The 19,528-nt window shown below is 36.2% G+C and carries 15 protein-coding genes, 2 pseudogenes and 1 riboswitch; of the genes and pseudogenes, 7 read left to right on the top strand and 10 right to left on the bottom strand.

Annotated elements, in window-relative coordinates; all coding sequences use genetic code 11:
• Positions 1-120 precede the first annotated feature (120 nt).
• The 5 genes from GZH82_RS09390 to GZH82_RS09410 form a co-directional block, all read right to left on the bottom strand.
• Entirely contained in the window at positions 121-1,734 is a 1,614-nt protein-coding gene (locus tag GZH82_RS09390) for a CTP synthase (protein ID WP_162683040.1), read from the bottom strand.
• Positions 1,735-2,174: 440 nt separating this feature from the next.
• Positions 2,175-2,714, bottom strand: a complete 540-nt coding sequence (rpoE, locus tag GZH82_RS09395; protein ID WP_162682273.1) for a DNA-directed RNA polymerase subunit delta — start codon at positions 2,712-2,714, stop codon at positions 2,175-2,177.
• A gap of 271 nt (positions 2,715-2,985) precedes the next feature.
• The gene (locus tag GZH82_RS09400; RefSeq protein WP_162682274.1) at positions 2,986-3,849 is read right to left on the bottom strand and encodes a GNAT family N-acetyltransferase; all 864 of its coding nucleotides are present in this window, start codon (positions 3,847-3,849) and stop codon (positions 2,986-2,988) included.
• A 384-nt stretch (positions 3,850-4,233) separates the two neighbouring features.
• Entirely contained in the window at positions 4,234-5,613 is a 1,380-nt protein-coding gene (locus GZH82_RS09405) for a radical SAM/SPASM domain-containing protein (protein ID WP_162682275.1), read from the bottom strand.
• Positions 5,606-6,733, bottom strand: coding sequence for an MFS transporter (locus GZH82_RS09410; protein ID WP_162682276.1), 1,128 nt, complete (start codon positions 6,731-6,733; stop codon positions 5,606-5,608). Before GZH82_RS09410 ends, GZH82_RS09405 begins: the two co-directional genes overlap by 8 nt.
• A gap of 258 nt (positions 6,734-6,991) precedes the next feature.
• On the opposite strand from GZH82_RS09410, the pseudogene GZH82_RS09415 reads away from it, so the two are divergent.
• From GZH82_RS09415 to coaW, 5 genes and pseudogenes are all read left to right on the top strand, one after another.
• Positions 6,992-7,960, top strand: a pseudogene (locus GZH82_RS09415) (BCCT family transporter); the annotation flags it as partial.
• Positions 7,961-8,123: 163 nt separating this feature from the next.
• Positions 8,124-8,528, top strand: a complete 405-nt coding sequence (tnpA, locus tag GZH82_RS09420; RefSeq protein ID WP_162680810.1) for an IS200/IS605 family transposase — start codon at positions 8,124-8,126, stop codon at positions 8,526-8,528.
• A gap of 15 nt (positions 8,529-8,543) precedes the next feature.
• A complete protein-coding gene (gene tnpB, locus GZH82_RS09425) occupies positions 8,544-9,686 on the top strand; it encodes an IS200/IS605 family element RNA-guided endonuclease TnpB (protein ID WP_162680811.1) in 1,143 nt (380 codons plus the stop codon).
• A 157-nt stretch (positions 9,687-9,843) separates the two neighbouring features.
• Positions 9,844-10,185, top strand: a pseudogene (locus GZH82_RS09430) (BCCT family transporter); the annotation flags it as partial.
• Between the two features lie 562 nt (positions 10,186-10,747).
• Positions 10,748-11,545: a type II pantothenate kinase gene (coaW, locus tag GZH82_RS09435; protein ID WP_162683041.1), complete on the top strand. Its 798-nt coding sequence runs from the start codon at positions 10,748-10,750 to the stop codon at positions 11,543-11,545.
• Positions 11,546-12,222: 677 nt separating this feature from the next.
• Here the strand turns inward: coaW and GZH82_RS09440 are convergent.
• The 3 genes from GZH82_RS09440 to GZH82_RS09450 form a co-directional block, all read right to left on the bottom strand.
• On the bottom strand, positions 12,223-12,894 hold the full coding sequence (locus tag GZH82_RS09440) for a DUF2750 domain-containing protein (RefSeq protein ID WP_162682277.1): 672 nt from the start codon (positions 12,892-12,894) through the stop codon (positions 12,223-12,225).
• 116 nt (positions 12,895-13,010) lie between these two features.
• Positions 13,011-14,201: an L-aspartate--L-methionine ligase LdmS gene (gene ldmS, locus GZH82_RS09445; protein ID WP_162682278.1), complete on the bottom strand. Its 1,191-nt coding sequence runs from the start codon at positions 14,199-14,201 to the stop codon at positions 13,011-13,013.
• A 4-nt stretch (positions 14,202-14,205) separates the two neighbouring features.
• On the bottom strand, positions 14,206-15,390 hold the full coding sequence (locus tag GZH82_RS09450) for a M20 family metallopeptidase (RefSeq protein WP_162682279.1): 1,185 nt from the start codon (positions 15,388-15,390) through the stop codon (positions 14,206-14,208).
• Between the two features lie 98 nt (positions 15,391-15,488).
• Positions 15,489-15,594, bottom strand: a riboswitch (SAM riboswitch).
• Positions 15,595-15,890: 296 nt separating this feature from the next.
• On the opposite strand from GZH82_RS09450, the gene GZH82_RS09455 reads away from it, so the two are divergent.
• Complete coding sequence (locus GZH82_RS09455) at positions 15,891-16,361, top strand: S-ribosylhomocysteine lyase (RefSeq protein ID WP_162682280.1); 471 nt, start codon at positions 15,891-15,893, stop codon at positions 16,359-16,361.
• Positions 16,362-16,420: 59 nt separating this feature from the next.
• On the opposite strand, the gene GZH82_RS09460 is transcribed toward GZH82_RS09455, so the two are convergent.
• Together GZH82_RS09460 and GZH82_RS09465 are read right to left on the bottom strand one after the other, a co-directional pair.
• The gene (locus GZH82_RS09460; protein WP_162682281.1) at positions 16,421-16,774 is read right to left on the bottom strand and encodes a DoxX family protein; all 354 of its coding nucleotides are present in this window, start codon (positions 16,772-16,774) and stop codon (positions 16,421-16,423) included.
• Positions 16,775-16,785: 11 nt separating this feature from the next.
• On the bottom strand, positions 16,786-18,087 hold the full coding sequence (locus GZH82_RS09465) for a pyrimidine-nucleoside phosphorylase (RefSeq protein ID WP_162682282.1): 1,302 nt from the start codon (positions 18,085-18,087) through the stop codon (positions 16,786-16,788).
• A gap of 216 nt (positions 18,088-18,303) precedes the next feature.
• Here GZH82_RS09465 and deoD point away from each other — a divergent pair, with 216 nt between their 5' ends.
• Complete coding sequence (deoD, locus tag GZH82_RS09470) at positions 18,304-19,014, top strand: purine-nucleoside phosphorylase (protein WP_162682283.1); 711 nt, start codon at positions 18,304-18,306, stop codon at positions 19,012-19,014.
• Positions 19,015-19,528: the final 514 nt, after the last annotated feature.

The raw sequence follows: 19,528 nt of genomic DNA on the forward strand, positions 1-19,528 counted from the left end.
GTATTTTTGCTTAATTTTAAGATGATGTGCGCTTTGAGAGCACTTTTGAACTTCATGACCAATTAAAAAAACAGCCCTATGGAAAGTTCCATAAGACTGTCATGTTTACTGCTGTTAGTATCATTTCGTGTTATTTTGTTGTAACAGTGCCGCTTCAATGAATGATTTGAAGATCGGTTGCGGACGGTTCGGTCTTGATAAAAACTCTGGGTGGAATTGGCATGCGATAAAGAATGGATGTTCTTTTAATTCAACCATTTCAACTAAACGACCGTCTGGGCTTGTACCTGAGAAGGTCATGCCTGCCGCTTCAAGTTGTTCTCTATATTCATTGTTGAACTCATAACGGTGACGATGACGTTCTTCCACTTCTGTTTTACCGTAGATTTTTTCAGCTAACGTACCTTCTTGAATCGTACATGGGTATAAACCTAAACGTAATGTACCCCCTAAGTCCTCGATATCTTTTTGTTCTGGCAATAAATCGATGACTGGATATGGCGTGTTCGGATCTAACTCAGCTGAATGTGCACCCTCTAAACCAACAACGTGACGTGCATATTCGACTGTCGCAAGTTGCATACCTAAACAAATACCGAAGAATGGAATCTGTTGTTCACGCGCATACTTAATCGCTGAAATTTTACCTTCACTTGCACGGAAACCGAAGCCACCTGGTACGAGGATACCGTCTACATCTGATAAATATTCTGCAACATTGTCATCATTAACCTCACTTGAATCAATCCAGCGAATCTCGATATCTTTCATAAATTGGTAACCCGCATGTTTTAATGATTCTGCCACTGAAAGGTACGCATCTTGTAATGACACATATTTACCGACAAGACCAATTGTCACTTTACCTTCTAAGTTATTCACGACACGTAATAAATGATTCCATTCATCGAGTTGTGTATCGCGATCCACTTGAAGTCCTAAACGTTCAATAACGATATCGTCCATATTCTGATGGCTTAATTGTAACGGAATTTCATAAAGTGATTCTGCATCGCGACATTCAATCACACTTTCTTTATCAATGTCACAGAATAACGCAATTTTATCTTTTAAGTCTTGCGTCATTTCATATTCTGTACGCACAACGATTAAATCAGGTTGAATCCCTAAACCACGTAATTCTTTCACACTATGTTGTGTCGGTTTCGTCTTCATTTCTCCTGCCGCTTTAATGTATGGCAATAAAGTACAGTGTACATACATCACGTTGTCGCGGCCTAAGTCACTCTTAATTTGGCGAATCGCTTCAATAAACGGTAACGATTCGATATCACCTGTCGTCCCACCGATTTCAGTAATGACAACATCTGCATTTGTACTTTCCCCAGCGAGTAACAAGCGTGACTTAATTTCGTTTGTAATGTGTGGAATAACTTGGACTGTACCACCTAAGTAGTCACCACGACGCTCTTTTTGTAGCACGTGTGAATAGACTTTCCCAGCCGTTACGTTAGAGTATTGGTTTAAGTTAATGTCGATAAAACGCTCATAATGACCTAAGTCTAAGTCCGTTTCTGCACCGTCATCCGTCACGAAAACTTCCCCGTGTTGATATGGACTCATTGTACCCGGATCCACATTTAAATAAGGATCAAATTTTTGGATGGTCACCTTTAATCCTCTATCTTTTAATAAGCGTCCTAGTGAAGCGGCTGTAATCCCTTTACCTAATGATGAAACCACGCCACCAGTTACGAAAATAAATTTAGTCATCATTCCATTTCCTCCTCGTTTGTTGTCAGAAGTACCTTTCAAAATTTAGGGGTGAATTTGTATGCCAATCATTGATTATGTGCAGGACAGCATTCTCAAATTTTAAAAGTTTCCGTCGTTTCAGTGAGATGAAGATGGTATTGTGAACACTTTGATATTTGTATTCTGCTCTCCACCATCTACGCGCTATTTTGAACACACTGTCACTTTTATCATTTAGAAACGCCTAACGTCCGCAATGTTTCATAAAATTAAAAAAGTTCCCACTCACAATATCATGATTGTAAGGGGAACCTTAACGATAGATGAGACTCACATTTTCGGAACCATCACTACTTTCTATCGTCTTCATTTATTTATCCGTCCTAATTAAAGGAGCCCGAATAAAATTTTATCATGTTGTCGTAAAAAGTCAATCAACTTTATTTAGAAATCAGAAATTAAAACGTTTCTTCCTCTTCATCTTCTTCAAGTTCATCGTCTTCATCGTATGTTTCATCAATGTCTTCGTCTTCTTCTACTACGAGGTCTGACCCTTCAATTTCATCTTCAACACGTTCATCTTCAGGATCATCTAAATCTTCTTGATCATCAGTACGATTTGGAATGTTGTCATCGCCTTCTAAATCATCTTCACCTAATAACGTTAAGTTTTTATCTTCTTCATCGTCTTCATCAAGAATATCGAATTTTTGAATTGTTGGTGCGATTTTTTCTTCAATATCGTCTACTGAATACCAATCGCGAAGACCCCAAACGTTATCGCCTACACTTAAAAAACGACCATCCGTATTTAAATCCGTGTAGAATTGAACGATACGGTTTTCAATTTGTGCATCTTCGTAATGACCCATACGTTTAAACTCATCAATAATATCATAAAGGTTCATCGTTGCATTTTGTTCACTTAAAAGCGTGTAAGCCATATCAATAAATGATTTTTCATCAACCATTTCTTGTGTGTAATCTTGTAATTTCATCAGCACATCTTCCTTTCAAAGGTTAACATTTCTCTTCATTCGGATATTTCCATTTGTAAAAACAGGTGCGCATGACGGTCACCTTTTGATTATGTTGCGCTACATTCATACACATCTATCGCATGACAGATGCGTTTAAAACATCGACTTTAACAAAATTAAATTATAAATGACTACTGATGATTTCGCAATGTTTTCAGCGAGATTTTTCGAAGTCAATTGAAATGGTTTGCGTATTGGCACGTGTATGAATGACGATTCACCCGCCCGACTAATAATTAATATATTTTTCTAATGTGACATAATCATCCGTCGTCACTGTCTCAACGAAATTACTCTTATGAAACAGCGGTGTGAGTTGATGATTCGGACCAAATAAAGTCGTTTCAATCACTGTTATTTCATGGTTTTCTTTTCGTACATATGTTGCTAATTGACGCAGTGCATTTTGCGCAATTCCCGTATCTCTATACCCATCATCGACGTAAAGTGCACGAATCATAAGCCGTTCGTTAAAAGCCTCAATCGCTATAAATCCTACTTTTTGATCATCTAAAACTAAGTCTACAATTCCAATCGGTCCCGCCTTAGAATCCTCACTCTTTTTTAATTTTAAAGATGATACATATTTATGGTCCAAATCAAGGTAATAGAGACGTTCTTTTCCGATTGGCCCCTCTTCTTTCGTTGCCGTATGCATAAAGCCCGCACGTTCATAAACATTCCAAGCCGCTTCATTTTCTGCATCCACGACTAAGTACAAATGATTAAAATCCGGAAAAATCATTTGCACATATTCTGGTAATGTCATCATTATTTTCGTGCCGTAGCCATTCCCTTGATACGCTTCATTAATGGATAACGAGCGTATGTATACAACTTCATACGGTGTGTCATAGCCCTCATGTTGATAATGTTGATGCAATACAAAAAATCCAATCACTTCATCTTGATCATTAAGTACGATATTAGCGACTCTGTTGTCATCATTTAATGCATCATCCAAAACTTCTTTGGGTAATGAAGAATAGATGCGTTGTCGCTCATTTAATTCGAATCGATATAAAGCATCACGGTATTGCTTATCATATAATTGTATAGTAATATCATCAAAGCGTTTACTTTTTGTTGTCATTATTTTGACCATCCCTTTATTTTTTATTCTCCATATATAATGTTGACATAATTAAAGGGGTTCAAACAAATATTTATAGAGATAGTTTAGAACTTTTAACATTATCTACTTCATTGTTATCTTCACCCATCATTATCTCTCAATTTCGCGGTATTAAGAAAGGGGTTCACATGAACAAAGTGGGTTTCTTCACCAGGGCTTCCTTGCAATTAAAAAAGTTTTTAGATTTATTATCTCATATTCTTTTATAGTTGTTTAAAACGTGTTAAACTGTTGCGTACACCTATTTATTGTCTTTTGTAGAAATAGTTAGTTTAAACAAAAATCGAAATATAATATTAAAGCATCTTCTTTCCAAATGAAAAAAAGATGCCTAACAACATATCAAATAACTCCATTACTATTTCTCATGTCCTTAATATTTTGTTTAAAATTACATCTTTCATCACCTGCGTATATAGTGTCATTATATTTTTCATTCATAGCAGGACATCCGCCATTACAAAAATAATTAAAATTACAGCTTTTACAATCATTATCTCGTGTTTTAAAATTTCTTAATTTCTCAAATTCTTTAGAGTGTTTCCATAGACTACTTAAATCATCTTGAAATACATTACCTGCAGAGTGACGGTGTTTATTAAAGAGTGCACATCCAAGAAGTATTCCATCATTCATTACTTCTAATCTAGATTGAGCAGCATCGCAACCACTCTTAATAACTTCAAATGGAGTTCTAGGTATACTTTCTTCTTTTAATGTAGGTTCAGCAGTCCAATTCTGGCAACCTTCCAGCCTGTATTTTATATTTGGATACTTTTTATTTATTAAATTTTGAACTTCTATATTTTTTTCTCTATACTGCACTAATGAAAACTCTTCAATGTCTACCTTGTTTATATTAAAAAATATACCCACGGAAAAATCATTAATATTATTTTCTTCACAAAATTCTAAAATCTCTTCAGCTTTTCCATAATTTCCTTTTAATCCTACCGTATGAATTCCACAATCTATGTTATTATCTTTCAACCTTTTTAAAAATTTTATAGGTTGATTAAAATCTCCTTTAGTTTCTTTATTATGAAATTCATCTAATGATTGTAATGAAACTTTGATAGTTAGGTTATTATATTGTTTTAACTTTTGAATTACACTGTTACTATTGATCGTACCATTTGTAGTAATATGAGTACGGATATTTAATTTTTTCGTATAATCCAAAATATCCCATATACCTCTGTACATCAAAGGTTCCCCACCTAATATAGTTAAATACGGTACTCTCATATCTTTTGCTTGTTTTATTACCTTTATCCACTTTTTAGCGTCATAATAAATGTTCTGTTCATCCCATTTTTCATCAGATATAAAACAAAAGCTGCAAGATAAATTACATTTCATATTAGGATAAATAGACAAAGATAACGGTGCAGATAAATAATTTATATTATTTATTGAGTTCCTTTCAACGAGCATACTTGAAATATATTCATCTACGTCATCCAATTTATATTCTAATGATGTAGATTCAAAAAATATTTCTAACTGTGTTAAAATATTATCAATTTCTTCTATATCAATATCGATTTGCATAGCCTCCTTCAAAAAATATTTCAATTGATGTATGTTATTGGAATTCTCAAAGAATAATAGTATTTCTGTGCTAATTTCGTCTAATTCATATTCACCACCACCTAAAATGATAGCAAGACCTCCAAAAAACTCCCTTCTTATCAAATAATCATCACTTAATTTAAACATTCTCATTCCTCCTCGAAAATATAATTATAATGATTCCAGAAAGTATAACTAATCCAGAAATAAAATAACTAAATTTTATACTGTGCTGAGAAATTATGTAGCCAAATAATGGATCAGAAAAAATAAACATTAAACTCATTACTGTACTTTTAATTGAAAGCATTGTAGCTCTGTTTTCATTATTTGAGATATTATTTAGTATTTTAGAAATGACCATAAATATCCAACCATTAGCTATTCTAGATAATCCATAAAGTAGTAGAAAAAATGTAAAATTTGATATACTCATCATGAATAATAATATAGTAAGATAGATTAATGTAATGTATAACAATTTCTTATTTTCTAAAATTGAAAGTTTCATGTCATATATCTTAGACCCGAGTATAGGAATTATGTTAAATAAAAAAATCAATATGCCTATATATTCAATACTTATATGTTCTTTTAGGTAAGCTGGTAAGTATACTGATAATTGAGGTATAACCAAATACATTAAAGCTAAAAATATGTATATATCATAATTTTTCAACACAGATTTTATAGTGTTATTCATAACAGTAGCCTTTATTAACTTCTTATTCACTATATACTTAGATTCTTTAATGCGTATAACAAAAGTTAATAATAATAATTCTGAAATTAAAGAGATATAAAATGGCAAAGACCTATCCAACTTATAAAGGTAGCCAATAAAGATGGCCATAAATGCATTAGTGTATAAATTAATTTTATTTCCTATTTCAAAATACAGTTTTTGAAAATCTTTATCTAAGTTATTAATAAGTACAGCTTCTGCAGAACCAGATTTTCCAGACATACCTATCCCATATAATATAGATGCAATGATTATTAAACTAAAATCTTTATATATTATGAATATAAGCAATGATAAAACAGTAAAAAATGACCCTATATAATAACTTAGCTTTTTTGATTTTGTATCAGCAAAATATCCAAATGGTAATTCTGTTAATAAGTTAGATATATAAGTAATTGAAAACAAAACACCTATATAAAAAATATCGATTTTAATATCTTTTAAATATATTAAAAATAAAAGAGCATGGGCTAGTGTAAAAGAATTTAAAAGCCTAAATATGACAATCTTCTTTTTCATCTTACTAAAACACCTCACTAAGTGAGGTGTTTATTTCTAGCATTATAAATTGTCTGACCATCCATCACCTTTAGCAAACGCATTACAACACATTACCATGCCCAAATCAACTTTTTTGATACTTAGTTTAATACTCATGCTTATACCTCCATATAATATAGATATCAGATTTTTCTGATAACTATATTATATATAGATATATTGTAGTATGTCAACATTTCATTTGAAAGATATCTGTAAATTACAGTTATGTCGTAGATCGGTATGCTTTTTTCGGCTGGTTTAGGTGTCGGGATTGTCTTTTGGGGCGTTGCTGAACCGTTAACACATTACTTGCATTCACCGTTTCCAAAATCGGTCGACGGTCAATCGGTAGAATCTGCACGACTTGCGATGGGTTACACCTTTTTCCATTGGGGGATTTCGCAGTGGTCTATTTTCGCAATGAGTGGCTTAATCGTTGCCTATTTTCAATTCCGTAAAAATCGTGATGGTCTGATTTCTACTGCAATGGAACCTGTTTTTGGTGAAACGTATCGACGTCCTTATCGTAACGTCATTGATATTTTGGCAATCATTGCGACAGTCATGGGGATTGCGACTTCTATCGGTCTCGGTATTTTACAAATTGCAGGTGGTTTGAACCATGTCTTTAAAGTTCCGAACACGTCGCTCACATTAATTTTAATTACGTTACTGATGACACTCATTTTCCTCAGTTCTGCATTAACAGGCATTAATCGCGGTGTGAAGTGGCTGAGTAATTTAAACATCATTATTGGTGCATTGTTATTGTTGTTTATTTATATTTTCGGGGATTTACGTTTTATCGTCGAGACATTCACCGTTTCAATTGGGGACTATTTGACCCATTTCATACAGTATAGTTTACGCATGGATCCTTATACTGGTGACAATTCATGGATTCAAAAATGGACAGTGTTCTACTGGGCATGGGTGATTTCTTGGTCGCCATTTATTGGTGGTTTTGTCGCTCGTGTCTCAAGAGGTCGGACGATTCGTGAATTTGTCGTCGGCGTCTTGATTATTCCGCCATGTATTTCATTTTTATGGATTTCTGGTTTTGGTGGCACTGCTATCAATTGGGCATTGCATCATCAAGATGGGATTGAAAACATTGTCGATCAAGATTATACCGTTGCATTATTTGAATTATTAAGTAAGTTTCCGTTATACGAATTGACAAGTGCACTAGCCATTATTTTAACTTAATTCAGGCAGAAGTCTCCCATCCTCTATAGGTGGGTGATGAATGCCGTTCGGTATGAGGGTTACCGTTGGTAACTCGAAAACCGACACGCAAGGCTCATCGCCTTTTTATTTTGTTCTATGTTATAATCAGTCTATATAAGAAGTGAGTTGATATAACATGAAATTAGATACTAATAATCATTCGGTGTTTCTTCTCTATTATCATCTTGTGTTGGTTACTAAATACCGTAGACAAGTGATTGATGATAAAATTTCTGAATTTGCTAAAACAACTTTTGTACGAATTGCAGCGTCTTATCATATTACTCTAGTTGAGTGGAATCATGATAAAGACCATGTTCATATTATGTTCAAAGCACAACCAAAAACAGAATTGACAAAATTCATCAATGCCTATAAAAGTGCCAGTTCGCGTTTGATAAAACGCGACTTTCCAAAAGTAAGACAGTTTCTTTGGAAAGAAATGTTTTGGTCTAGAAGTTTTTGCCTTTTGACAACTGGTGGCGCACCAATTGACGTTATAAAAAAATATATTCAGAATCAAGGTTATAATCATAAATAGAGAGGTGCGTAGCTTATGGAACGACTCAAAGCATATAAATTTAGAATCTATCCAACTGAAGAACAAAAAATTTTCTTCGCTAAGTCTTTCGGTTGTGTCCGTAAGGTCTACAATCTAATGCTTGATGATCGAATGAAAGCTTATGAAGAAACTAAGAATGTTTCTTCTAAAAAAATGAAGTTCCCGACACCAGCTAAATATAAGAATGAATTTCCATTTTTGAAGGAAGTAGATAGCCTTGCCTTGGCTAATGCACAACTCAATTTAGACAAGGCATATAAGAATTTCTTTAGAGATAAATCTGTTGGATTTCCTCGGTTCAAAAGTAAGAAGAATCCCGTTCAAAGCTATACCACTAATAATCAAAATGGCACAATATCCTTGATTGATAATAAATTCATCAAAGTTCCTAAGTTGAAGTCATCAGTTAAAATAAAGCTTCATAGACAACCTAAAGGTATTATCAAATCAGCTACAATATCACGCCGTTCAAGCGGTAAATACTATGTTTCTTTATTGTGCAAAGAAGAAGTTGTCGAGTTTCCTAAAACTAATTCTGCAATTGGAATTGACCTTGGAATCACTCATTTTGCCATTTTTTCTGACGGTCAAAAGATTGATAATAATAAGTTCACTTCGAAAATGGCACAGAAACTAAAACGTGAACAACGTAAGTTGTCGAGACGTGCCCTGTTAGCCAAAAAGAAGGGTATCAATCTCTTTGAAGCCAAAAACTACCAGAAACAAAAACAGAAAGTTGCACGACTACATGAAAAGGTAATGAATCAACGCACTGACTTTCTAAACAAGTTGAGTACAGAGATTATCAAAAATCACGATATTATCTGTATTGAAGACTTAAACACAAAAGGTATGTTGCGAAATCATAAACTGGCTAAAAGCATTTCTGATGTGTCATGGTCTAGCTTTGTGATTAAGCTACAATACAAAGCTGACTGGTATGGACGTGAAATAGTCAAGATTGATAAATGGTTTCCATCAAGTCAAGTCTGTTCAGACTGCGGACATAATGATGGCAAGAAAAATCTCAAAATTCGAGAATGGTCTTGTCCTATTTGCCATGCTCACCATGACCGAGATATAAACGCGAGCATCAATATTTTGACCGAAGGGCTACGAATGCAAACATTAGCTTAGAAAAGACCGATAACCGTAGGGTCTACGGGGATAGCTTGGTCAATAAGAGAAACCTCTGTTAGTAAAGAAATACACTTACAAGTACGCTCTATTCCCAAGAAGCTCCCACTTCAAGCGTTAAGAACCTTTATGTTTTAGCTAAGTGGTGAGTAGTTCACTTTTTACATTTATCGTGACCAGTGCAGACTCGACAACACATATCGTCTCAGGTATGGCGACAGGTGGCGTTGAAGATCCGAAGCGTAAACACAAAATGGTATGGGGCATTTTAATTGGTGCCATTTCCGTTGCGTTAACTGTTGCAGGCGGACTCACAAGTTTACAAACGGCATCAGTCGTGACTGGATTACCATTTTCTATTATTTTGTTATTGATGATTTTTTCATTGATGAATGCGTTGAGACGTGAACATACGAAGCATTTTAAAATGACGCATATTGATGATGAAAAAGACTTTTCTCGTACAATTGAAGAACGTGAGCGAGATAATGAGATGTGATATTGATATAACTCAAGTGTGAAACTTTTGATTTCAACCACTTATTATCTCATCTAAATAGTTAGAATGGCTAGAGCATTTTCATTATGTCTTAGCCATTCTTTCTTATTTTTATTCAAAGTGATTCATGAGCCAATTGATGCCGTAACGATCGGTGACTTGACCGTGTATGGCACCGAAGAATGTTTTTGAAGCGGCATATGTGGGTCCCCCGCTTCACATCAATACGTTGTTGTTCCTCTCATTGATCAAAAGTTAGAATTAAGTGGTAGCCCTGACATTCAATCGGTTTTCCATAATTTGAAGATAAATGTAATGTCACGCCCGCTGTAATTTCTAACTTAGCATGAAGAAGCTTCCCCCTCGTGTTCGTTTAAACGTTTGAGCGCCCCACCACATGTCTTTTGATAAAACTATACCGCTTCCTCCACATCACTGACGATGTTATATGGACTTAATTGGCATCGTTCACACCTTCGTTTCTTATCAAATTTAGTCTTGTAATTTCGTCATTATCATATAGTATATATTGGTGATAAACAATTATTTTGAGGTGACAGATATGCGAATAGGTATCGATGCAGGTGGGACGTTAATCAAAGTTGTAATTGAACAAGAGGGTGGACGTGCTTTTAAAACTTACCCCACTACATCACTAGAAACTGTAGCAAATTGGTTGAATCAACAAGCATGCGAAGATATTCATATGACAGGGGGTAATGCGAAAGTTTTAAGCGAATTACTCGATTGCGAACCACAACTTTTCATTGAATTCGATGCAGCTGCGAAAGGCGTACAGATTTTACTAGAAGAACAAAATATTCATATTCAGCAATATATTTTCACGAATGTCGGCACTGGGACATCACTTCATTTGTCCGATAAAAAGGGACAAAAACGTGTCGGTGGCATTGGTACAGGTGGCGGCATGATTCAAGGGCTCGGTTATTTATTAACGGGTATTACAGATTACCAAGAGTTGACTGAGATGGCGCAACAAGGTGATCGTGAAATTATTGATTTAAAAGTCAAACATATTTATAAAAATGATACGCCTCCTATTTCTGGAGAACTGACAGCGGCAAACTTCGGCCATGTGTTGCTTAATATGGACAAAACATTTACGAATGCTGACAAAATCGCTTCTGTCATCGGGGTTGTCGGTGAAAGTGTGACAACTGTGTCGATTCATGTTGCAAGAGAACATCAAGTTGAAGATGTGGTATATATTGGGTCGTCGTTCCAAGATAATCCATTGCTTCAAAAGGTTGTGACGGATTATACGATTTTAAGAGGGTTTAAGCCGCATTATTTACAAAATGGTGCTTTCTCAGGTGCATTAGGGTCGCTATATTTATAAACCATTTCGGCTACAAAAGCATGATACAACAACTTTGATGATCTTAAATCATTGCCCTCATTCCTACGATGTATATTCATAAGATTGCCCTCATGGCTTCGCTTTCCCAGGGGCTGGCCCTTCAACTCAATTCGGCTTGATTAGAGTGTACATTAGGAGGTAACCGAATTGGATTTTGGGAGCAGTACAAAAATTTCATGTACAACAAAGATTTCGTCGTACTGCCCCCGGCAAGGATGACTAGACTTCTCAAAAGCATGCGTATTGAGAAGTTAGACAGCTACTGCGATAAATAATAACCACTATTTAATGTAAAGCAGTAAATGTTAGCAGTATGCACTCATTCCCTCAGGAGTCTCAGCCTTCTGGACAATCTGACATTAAATAAGTGTAGGAATGGGGGCAATCTTTTAAAATGAAGCGAATCAAATGATTTATGTCATCAAGTTAAATTGGTTTTCTATTCAAAGCTTCAAAAGTTACAAGAAAAGCGCAATGACATTCTTTTTATTTATACTTTTCAATCCATTCATCTCTCATCTTAATCAAAAAAGGCTGAGATATTGTCATCTCAACCTCTAATCATAAAACAGTTTTCAATATTGCTTTGTACTTACATCTTTTTAAGTGACTACTCCCAAAACAGTCGTTTCGCGATGTAATAAGCATCATCACTTCTAAAACGTTAATTCATTGGCGAGTTTTTGTGCTGAGACGATGGTGCCGACGACGCCTGGTTTCACATCAATGGCTACATAACGATTGTCATCACGCAATTCATCCAACCAATCCGCAAATACTTCGCCTTCTACATCGATTAATTCAAACGTTTCAAAGTCTTCTTCCGCTACTTTTTCAGCACGTTTACGCAAACTCCAAACTGGCATAAAATGCGACTGATCAAAGTTGTCATTTTCATCATAAACAATCATAAATTGACGGTCGCCTTTTTGACTCAAACCATAAACGGTATCTGTTTTCGCCACATCTTGCACAAACTCACGAATACGAATGTTGTCTAAATCTGTCATCAAATCATTTGTTGCTTCTACAATTTTAATTTCATGGCCTTCTGCATCATCCGTCACATTCACCAATGCTTCGTCTTCTTCATCAAACATCTCGTCCAATTCATAAGTTGCAAAACGGTCAATATCCATTGTTTTAATTTTGTCGTATTCAATATTCAAATTATCTAAATACGCTTTGGCTAAAGATTCACGTGTCCAAAAGCAAAATAACAATTTGTCATTATAACGGTGCTTAATCATTTTTTTATCCTTGACAGCAATAAAAAATTGTTCGTTTGTAAGTATATCTTTGTAAAAACGCTCATTCTTATATGACATGACTCTGCTCCTTTTTTCAATCAAAATCACTGACAAATATAAACTAGACATCGCTATTCGTCAAATTTCGATGATATGTTCTCCTTCAACTATAACATACCTCAACGAATCGTGTTTTATAAGCCTGCACGTGCTATAAATTGTTTTTCATATGCCTCAATTTGTTCTGGACTGTCGGCATGCCAAATACACCCAAATCTCGAATTGACGTGTTCTTCTTTATACCAATCCCCGTCATAGTAGGAAAGTGGATACAAGACACCGCGTTGAACAAAGTGACGAATCGCATCAAAGAATCGTGCATTGTTTCCATTCGCAAAATAACTGTAAAACTTGTGATGTGGACCCGTTAGTTGATCTTTGAGCAATAACATACTTGTCGACCCATTTTGTCTAAAATTTAAATCAATGGCATATACATCGCCATGTTTATCGACGAGTAAATCAAACCCAGCAATGCCGATAAATCCTTTTTTAACAGCGATATCCATAATCTCATACCCTGCTTGAATGACTTGTTCTGGCACAGTTATCGCATTGATGTTGCCGTTATAAAAGCCATACGCATTTGTCAGTTGTTTAGCCGAACCTAAGTACACGATACCATCTTCGGGGTGCCATGCAAACTGAACGCAATAGTTATCGACAGCTTCAACACATTGTTCGATAATTAAAGTGTCTGTCGCCGCTTCAGCTTTTTCGACACGTGCGATGGCTTTCTCCAAATCATTTTCGTTATAACAAATCATGACGCCGTAACCCCCTGCAGTCGGCAAGTCATCTCCTGGTTTAATGACGAGCGGTAACTCCCACTGTTGGACTGCCGTTTTGAAATCTTGAAATGCGACAATTTCGCGCTCAGGCACATATTGGCCACCCGTCCATTTCGGAATTAATGATTTGTTGTTTAAGTCTTTGAATAACTGTTTGTCCATCGCATAGTGATTCGCGTCAACAATATTATCCCCATGGACATATTGGAAATAAATTAAACGCGCTTCCTCTTCTGTCAGTCGTTTTAATGTCTGTTCATAACTTTCTTGGTCGTGAAACGTAATGACATTATCCGGAATTTCTCGTCCTATGAGTTGAAATAACTGTTGTAATCTGTCAGTGACACTCGCTTCATGAACGATGACTGGCAATTGTGCAATCAGTAATTCACGCCCTGTTAAAAAGTTGGATTGATGTTCATCTGGTGCTAACCAAGGATTCGACACATATGAGGGTCTTGACGTGTAAACGATGTTCGTGTCATAAATTTCTCCCATTGTTAATTGACTTCGATATTGAATATTGTGTGTCATTTTGTCATTTCTCCCTTTTATGTTGATGCTCCTTTTGTATCTCGGCTAATAACGTTTGATCTTGTATTAACTTGGCCCCCATTAATGCGATCATTTTTGCGCCTTTAATGAGTGCGTCATCCCCCATTGGACTTGCTGCAGCTTCACGAAAACGGTGAGTATGGCCGACTAAACTTCTTGGACCAATTTTGACGTGCGGATGAATCGTTGGCACGACATGACTGACATTCCCCGTATCAGTCGAACCGTAGCCAAAATCATCATGACTGACTTCTTCACCAAGTTCCGTTGCATAATGTTCGAATAATTGATCTAACAACGGTGATTTAATGAATTCGTTCACACCGTTTTGAATCGGTTCAAATTCAAAATCACATCCCGTTTGTATCGCTGCACCACGCGCAATATCATGCACTCTTGAAGTGAGTACATCCAAGTCTTTTCTTGTCGTTGCACGTGTGTAAAACCGCGCATGCGTAAAGTCAGGAATAATGTTCGCTGCTTGACCGCCATCTAAAATGACGCCATGCACACGTTCAGTCTTTTTAATATGTTGACGGAGTTGTGCGACCCCATTAAAATAGCTCAACATTGCATCTAAAGCGTTGCGTGCTTCTGCAGCATTTTCTGAAGCGTGCGCACTTTGGCCGTAAAACTTAATATCTAGTACGTCTACAGCAAGTGTTGGAATAGTCGAATACGTTTCATTACCCGGATGAATCATTAAGGCAACATCGACGTCGTCAAAGAGCCCTTCTCGAACGTATGATGCCTTCGCACTCCCATTTTCGCCACCTTCTTCTGCCGGACAACCGAACAGAATGACTTTACCGCCAATGTCATCTACCACTTGTTTTAATGCAATAGCTGCTAACATGCTTGATGTTCCAATAATATTATGACCGCAAGCATGCCCTAAACCTGGCAATGCATCATATTCAGCGAGATAACTGATGGTCGGCCCCTCAACTTCCGAGTCGTATGTCGCAATAAAACCTGTAGAATGCCCTGCAATGTCGCGCTCAACTTCAAAATTGTGTTCTTTTAAATTTTCAATCAGCAAACGCGATGCAAAAATTTCTTCGTTACCGAGTTCTGGACGTCCATGAATTTGATGACTCATATCTATATAAGCCCATCTATGTTGATCGATATAATCTAAAATACGTTGCTCTACCGTTGTCACCATGTTACTCCTCCTTAAACAAAAAATGTTATCCCCATTTACATCCAACACAAACATTGATAAGTGTGACTGATGTATATATGTGATAACATCTCTGCCTTCATTTATCTTTCAGCATTTACACTGTTGGAATTCGCACCTTTATCGCCGTACGATGAGGTTGCTGGGTTTCATCGGGCCAATTCCCTCCACCGCTCTTGATAAATATTGATTCAATTTTGTAATTATTTTAACGAATTTTCCGCACTTTGTCATGTTATTTTTAACACTCTTCAAAATTTTCATACTATATTTTACTCTTTTTGCATCACATTTTCATGTCTCAACGACTTTGCGCTGACTCACAAAAAATTTTTTAATGCATCAATTCATATTAAACCACTCGTAATAATAAGTTTAAAGCTCCTTTCCCTATTATATCGGCATTTAAAAACTTTGTCGCCCCCCTTTCATCTTGATTGGAATATGTTAAAATGGATTTAAACATGAAGGAGGTCATACCAATGCCAATAATGAACGTTGAAAGTTTTAATTTAGATCATACGAAAGTGGTCGCACCATATATTCGTCTTGCGGGTAAAATGCAAGGGCTCAATGGAGATGACATTTACAAATATGATATTCGCTTCAAACAACCTAACAAAGAACATATGGAAATGCCAGGACTTCATTCTTTAGAACATTTAATGGCTGAAAATATTCGTAACCATTCAGACAAAGTAGTCGACTTAAGTCCAATGGGTTGCCAAACAGGGTTCTACGTCTCTTTCATTAACCATACCGATTATGATGATGTGTTAAACATTGTCGAACAAACGTTACAAGATGTTTTAGCCGCTGATGAAGTGCCTGCGTGCAATGAAGTTCAATGCGGTTGGGCTGCTTCACACTCATTAGAAGGTGCAAAAGAAATCGCACAAGCCTTTTTAGACAAACGTGTCCAATGGCATGACGTCTTTGGTACTGGCAAATAAGTATTTAAAAACCGAGCAACGACACGATTTTACTGTGTGGTTCCTCGGTTTATTTTTCACTATAATTTCTTAATCATATACATCAATACAAATTGCATCGGGAGACGTCCGTATAAAGCAGTATCCGATAATGGTTTGTCACCTAATGGCAATTTTTTACGTGCCATATAAATGTTGGCAGGAAAAACGGCAAGTAAAAATGCGTTAATCCAATTTTTCAATGCGTTTGACGGGCGTCGCAACACTAACAACACACCGATTACAATTTCGCACACACCTGTCACAAGTACAGCTGTTTTACGTAAAGGTAAATATGCCGGCACAATATTTCTAAATTGGCGCTCTCTCGTAAAATGTAAGACACCAATTGCTATAAATGCGAGACCTAATACGATTCGACCTAGTTTTTTCATCCTATCATCCTTTATTCAGTAATGATTGTATGAATGAGCTGTGGCTGTTCTGCGTGGTCTGAAATAGTAATGTTATCATACAATTTTTGTTTGACTTGTTCTACATCTTCACTATTCGCATAAATCGTCAATAATGATTCGCCTTCTTCTACACGATCACCGACTTTTTTGTTCAATACGAGCCCCACTGCTAAATCAATGACATCTTCTTTTGTTTGACGACCCGCACCTAACATCATTGAAGCAATACCGATTTCATTGGCAATCATTTCCGAAACGACACCGCTACGTTTGGCTGGTAATTCAAATTGATATTGTGCCGTTGGTAATTTTGATGGATCATCGACAACAGATGCGTCTCCACCTTGATTGCTTAAGAATGTTTTGAATTTTTCTAGTGCTTTACCGTTATCAATCACTTCTTGTAACATACCACGTGCTTCATCTAAATCTTTCGCTTTTTGAGCAAGCACAACCATTTGAGAGCCTAAAGTTAATACAAGTTCTGTTAAATCTTCAGGACCATCACCTTTCAACGTATCGATCGCTTCTTGCAATTCGAGCGCGTTACCAATCGCACGACCGAGTGGCTGGCTCATATCAGAAATCATCGCCATCGTTTGACGTCCAACTTGGTTACCAATTTTAACCATTGCATGTGCCAATTGTTCAGCATCTTCAACAGTTTTCATAAATGCGCCGTTACCCGTTTTAACGTCTAATACAATCGCATCAGCACCCGCTGCAATTTTTTTACTCATAATTGATGACGCAATTAATGGAATAGAGTTCACTGTCGCTGTTACATCACGGAGCGCATAAATCTTTTTGTCTGCAGGCGTTAAATTACCTGTTTGACCAATGACTGCTACACGATCTTCATTCACTAACTTCACGAATGTTTCTTCTGAAATTTCAACGTGGAAGCCTTCTACTGATTCTAATTTATCAATCGTGCCACCTGTATGACCTAAACCACGACCACTCATTTTCGCAACAGGTATATCTAATGCCGCAACTAATGGCGCAAGAACAAGTGTCGTTGTATCACCTACACCACCTGTTGAGTGCTTGTCGACTTTAATCCCTTCAATGTTAGAGAGGTCGATTTGATCACCCGATTCCACCATCGCCATCGTTAAGTGCGCACGTTCTTCATCTGTCATATCTTGGAAAAAAATTGCCATTGCTAAACTAGACATTTGATAATCAGGAATGTCATCATTTGTATAACCCTTTACGACAAATTCAATTTCTTCTTTCGTTAAAGCATGTCCATCCCTTTTTTTAGCAATAATATCAACCATTCTCATGGCTATTCCCTCTTTTCTATATCATTTTAAAGTTACCCTATTGTTGTATCCGCTTTTATTATATACGAATGACTACGATTGGTGAAACGAAAGAATTTCTGATTATTTATCAATTCATCAACTTTTATTCATACGTCTCCTTCAAAACTTCGTCGACATTTAACGATACATCTGTTATCTTTAAAGTGATAATAACGAATTAAGGAGATGTTTTAGATGACTCAAGGCACACCACACATTCAACCTAATGGTAAAAAAATTGCAAAAACAGTCTTAATGCCAGGTGATCCATTACGTGCAAAGTTTATTGCTGAAAACTTTTTAGAAAACGTTGAGCAATTTAACGACGTACGTAACATGTTTGGTTATACAGGTACGTATAAAGGTAAAGAAATCTCTGTAATGGGATCAGGTATGGGGATTCCAAGTATCGGTATTTATTCATACGAGCTTTATCATTTCTTTGATGTAGACACGATTATTCGTATCGGTTCTTGTGGTGCAATGCAAGAAGATATTCAACTTTACGATATTATTATTGGTCAAGGCGCATCAACAAACTCAGATTACGTAGATCAATTCCAAATTCCAGGTCACTTCTCCCCACTCGCTGACTTTGATTTAGTCGTGAAAGCGAAAGAAAAAGCTGATGAAATCGGTGCACGTGCCCACGTAGGTAACATTTTATCTTCAGATACATTCTACAATGCGAACCCAGACTTCAACCAAAAATGGATTGAGATGGGCATTTTAGGTGTTGAAATGGAATCCGCAGGTTTGTATTTAAATGCGACAAAAGCAGGCAAAAAAGCATTAGGTATTTTCACAGTGAGTGACCATTTACTTCGCGATGAAGCAACAACAGCAGAAGAGCGTCAAAATTCTTTCACACAAATGATGGAAGTCGCATTAGAAATCGCTGAATAATGGTTAAAAAAGCCACCTAACATGACAATGTAGGTGGGTTTTTTATGATTCAATTATGAAACAACTATTAAACGACTGAATAATGGGATATCTCAGTACTTCAAATTTAAACATCATATCATTTTGAATATAGAAATAAAGGACATCATTTAACTTTAAAACTCATATTATTATTTCGAATAGCAATAAAGATTGCATGGACTGCCCGAGACTCCCGAGGGATGAATACGTAAACAAATTCTACCATCATACTTTAATAGTGATTACTGTTTATCGCAGTAGCTGTCTGACTTCTCAATACTTTCGCTTTTAAGAAATCTAGTCAGCCTTGCGGGGCAGTACTACGAAATCTTTGTTGCACATGAGATTTCTGTACTGCTCCCAAAATCCAATTTGCCTTCCATCAAGTTTACAAATGAATCAAGCCAAATTGAGTTGAGGCAAGCCCCCTGGGAACGCGAGGGCAAGTTTTGCAATATTGTATTGAGAAATAATTTACATTTGTTAAAAGTTT

Source organism: Staphylococcus sp. MI 10-1553 (assembly GCF_010365305.1).
Classification (GTDB): domain Bacteria; phylum Bacillota; class Bacilli; order Staphylococcales; family Staphylococcaceae; genus Staphylococcus.

Coding starts and splice junctions, on each gene's coding strand:
- GZH82_RS09390 (WP_162683040.1), bottom strand. CDS start 1,734: ATGACTAAATTTATTTTCGTAACTGGTGGCGTGGTTTCATCATTAGGT.
- rpoE (WP_162682273.1), bottom strand. CDS start 2,714: ATGAAATTACAAGATTACACACAAGAAATGGTTGATGAAAAATCATTT.
- GZH82_RS09400 (WP_162682274.1), bottom strand. CDS start 3,849: ATGACAACAAAAAGTAAACGCTTTGATGATATTACTATACAATTATAT.
- GZH82_RS09405 (WP_162682275.1), bottom strand. CDS start 5,613: ATGTTTAAATTAAGTGATGATTATTTGATAAGAAGGGAGTTTTTTGGA.
- GZH82_RS09410 (WP_162682276.1), bottom strand. CDS start 6,733: ATGAAAAAGAAGATTGTCATATTTAGGCTTTTAAATTCTTTTACACTA.
- tnpA (WP_162680810.1), top strand. CDS start 8,124: ATGAAATTAGATACTAATAATCATTCGGTGTTTCTTCTCTATTATCAT.
- tnpB (WP_162680811.1), top strand. CDS start 8,544: ATGGAACGACTCAAAGCATATAAATTTAGAATCTATCCAACTGAAGAA.
- coaW (WP_162683041.1), top strand. CDS start 10,748: ATGCGAATAGGTATCGATGCAGGTGGGACGTTAATCAAAGTTGTAATT.
- GZH82_RS09440 (WP_162682277.1), bottom strand. CDS start 12,894: ATGTCATATAAGAATGAGCGTTTTTACAAAGATATACTTACAAACGAA.
- ldmS (WP_162682278.1), bottom strand. CDS start 14,201: ATGACACACAATATTCAATATCGAAGTCAATTAACAATGGGAGAAATT.
- GZH82_RS09450 (WP_162682279.1), bottom strand. CDS start 15,390: ATGGTGACAACGGTAGAGCAACGTATTTTAGATTATATCGATCAACAT.
- GZH82_RS09455 (WP_162682280.1), top strand. CDS start 15,891: ATGCCAATAATGAACGTTGAAAGTTTTAATTTAGATCATACGAAAGTG.
- GZH82_RS09460 (WP_162682281.1), bottom strand. CDS start 16,774: ATGAAAAAACTAGGTCGAATCGTATTAGGTCTCGCATTTATAGCAATT.
- GZH82_RS09465 (WP_162682282.1), bottom strand. CDS start 18,087: ATGAGAATGGTTGATATTATTGCTAAAAAAAGGGATGGACATGCTTTA.
- deoD (WP_162682283.1), top strand. CDS start 18,304: ATGACTCAAGGCACACCACACATTCAACCTAATGGTAAAAAAATTGCA.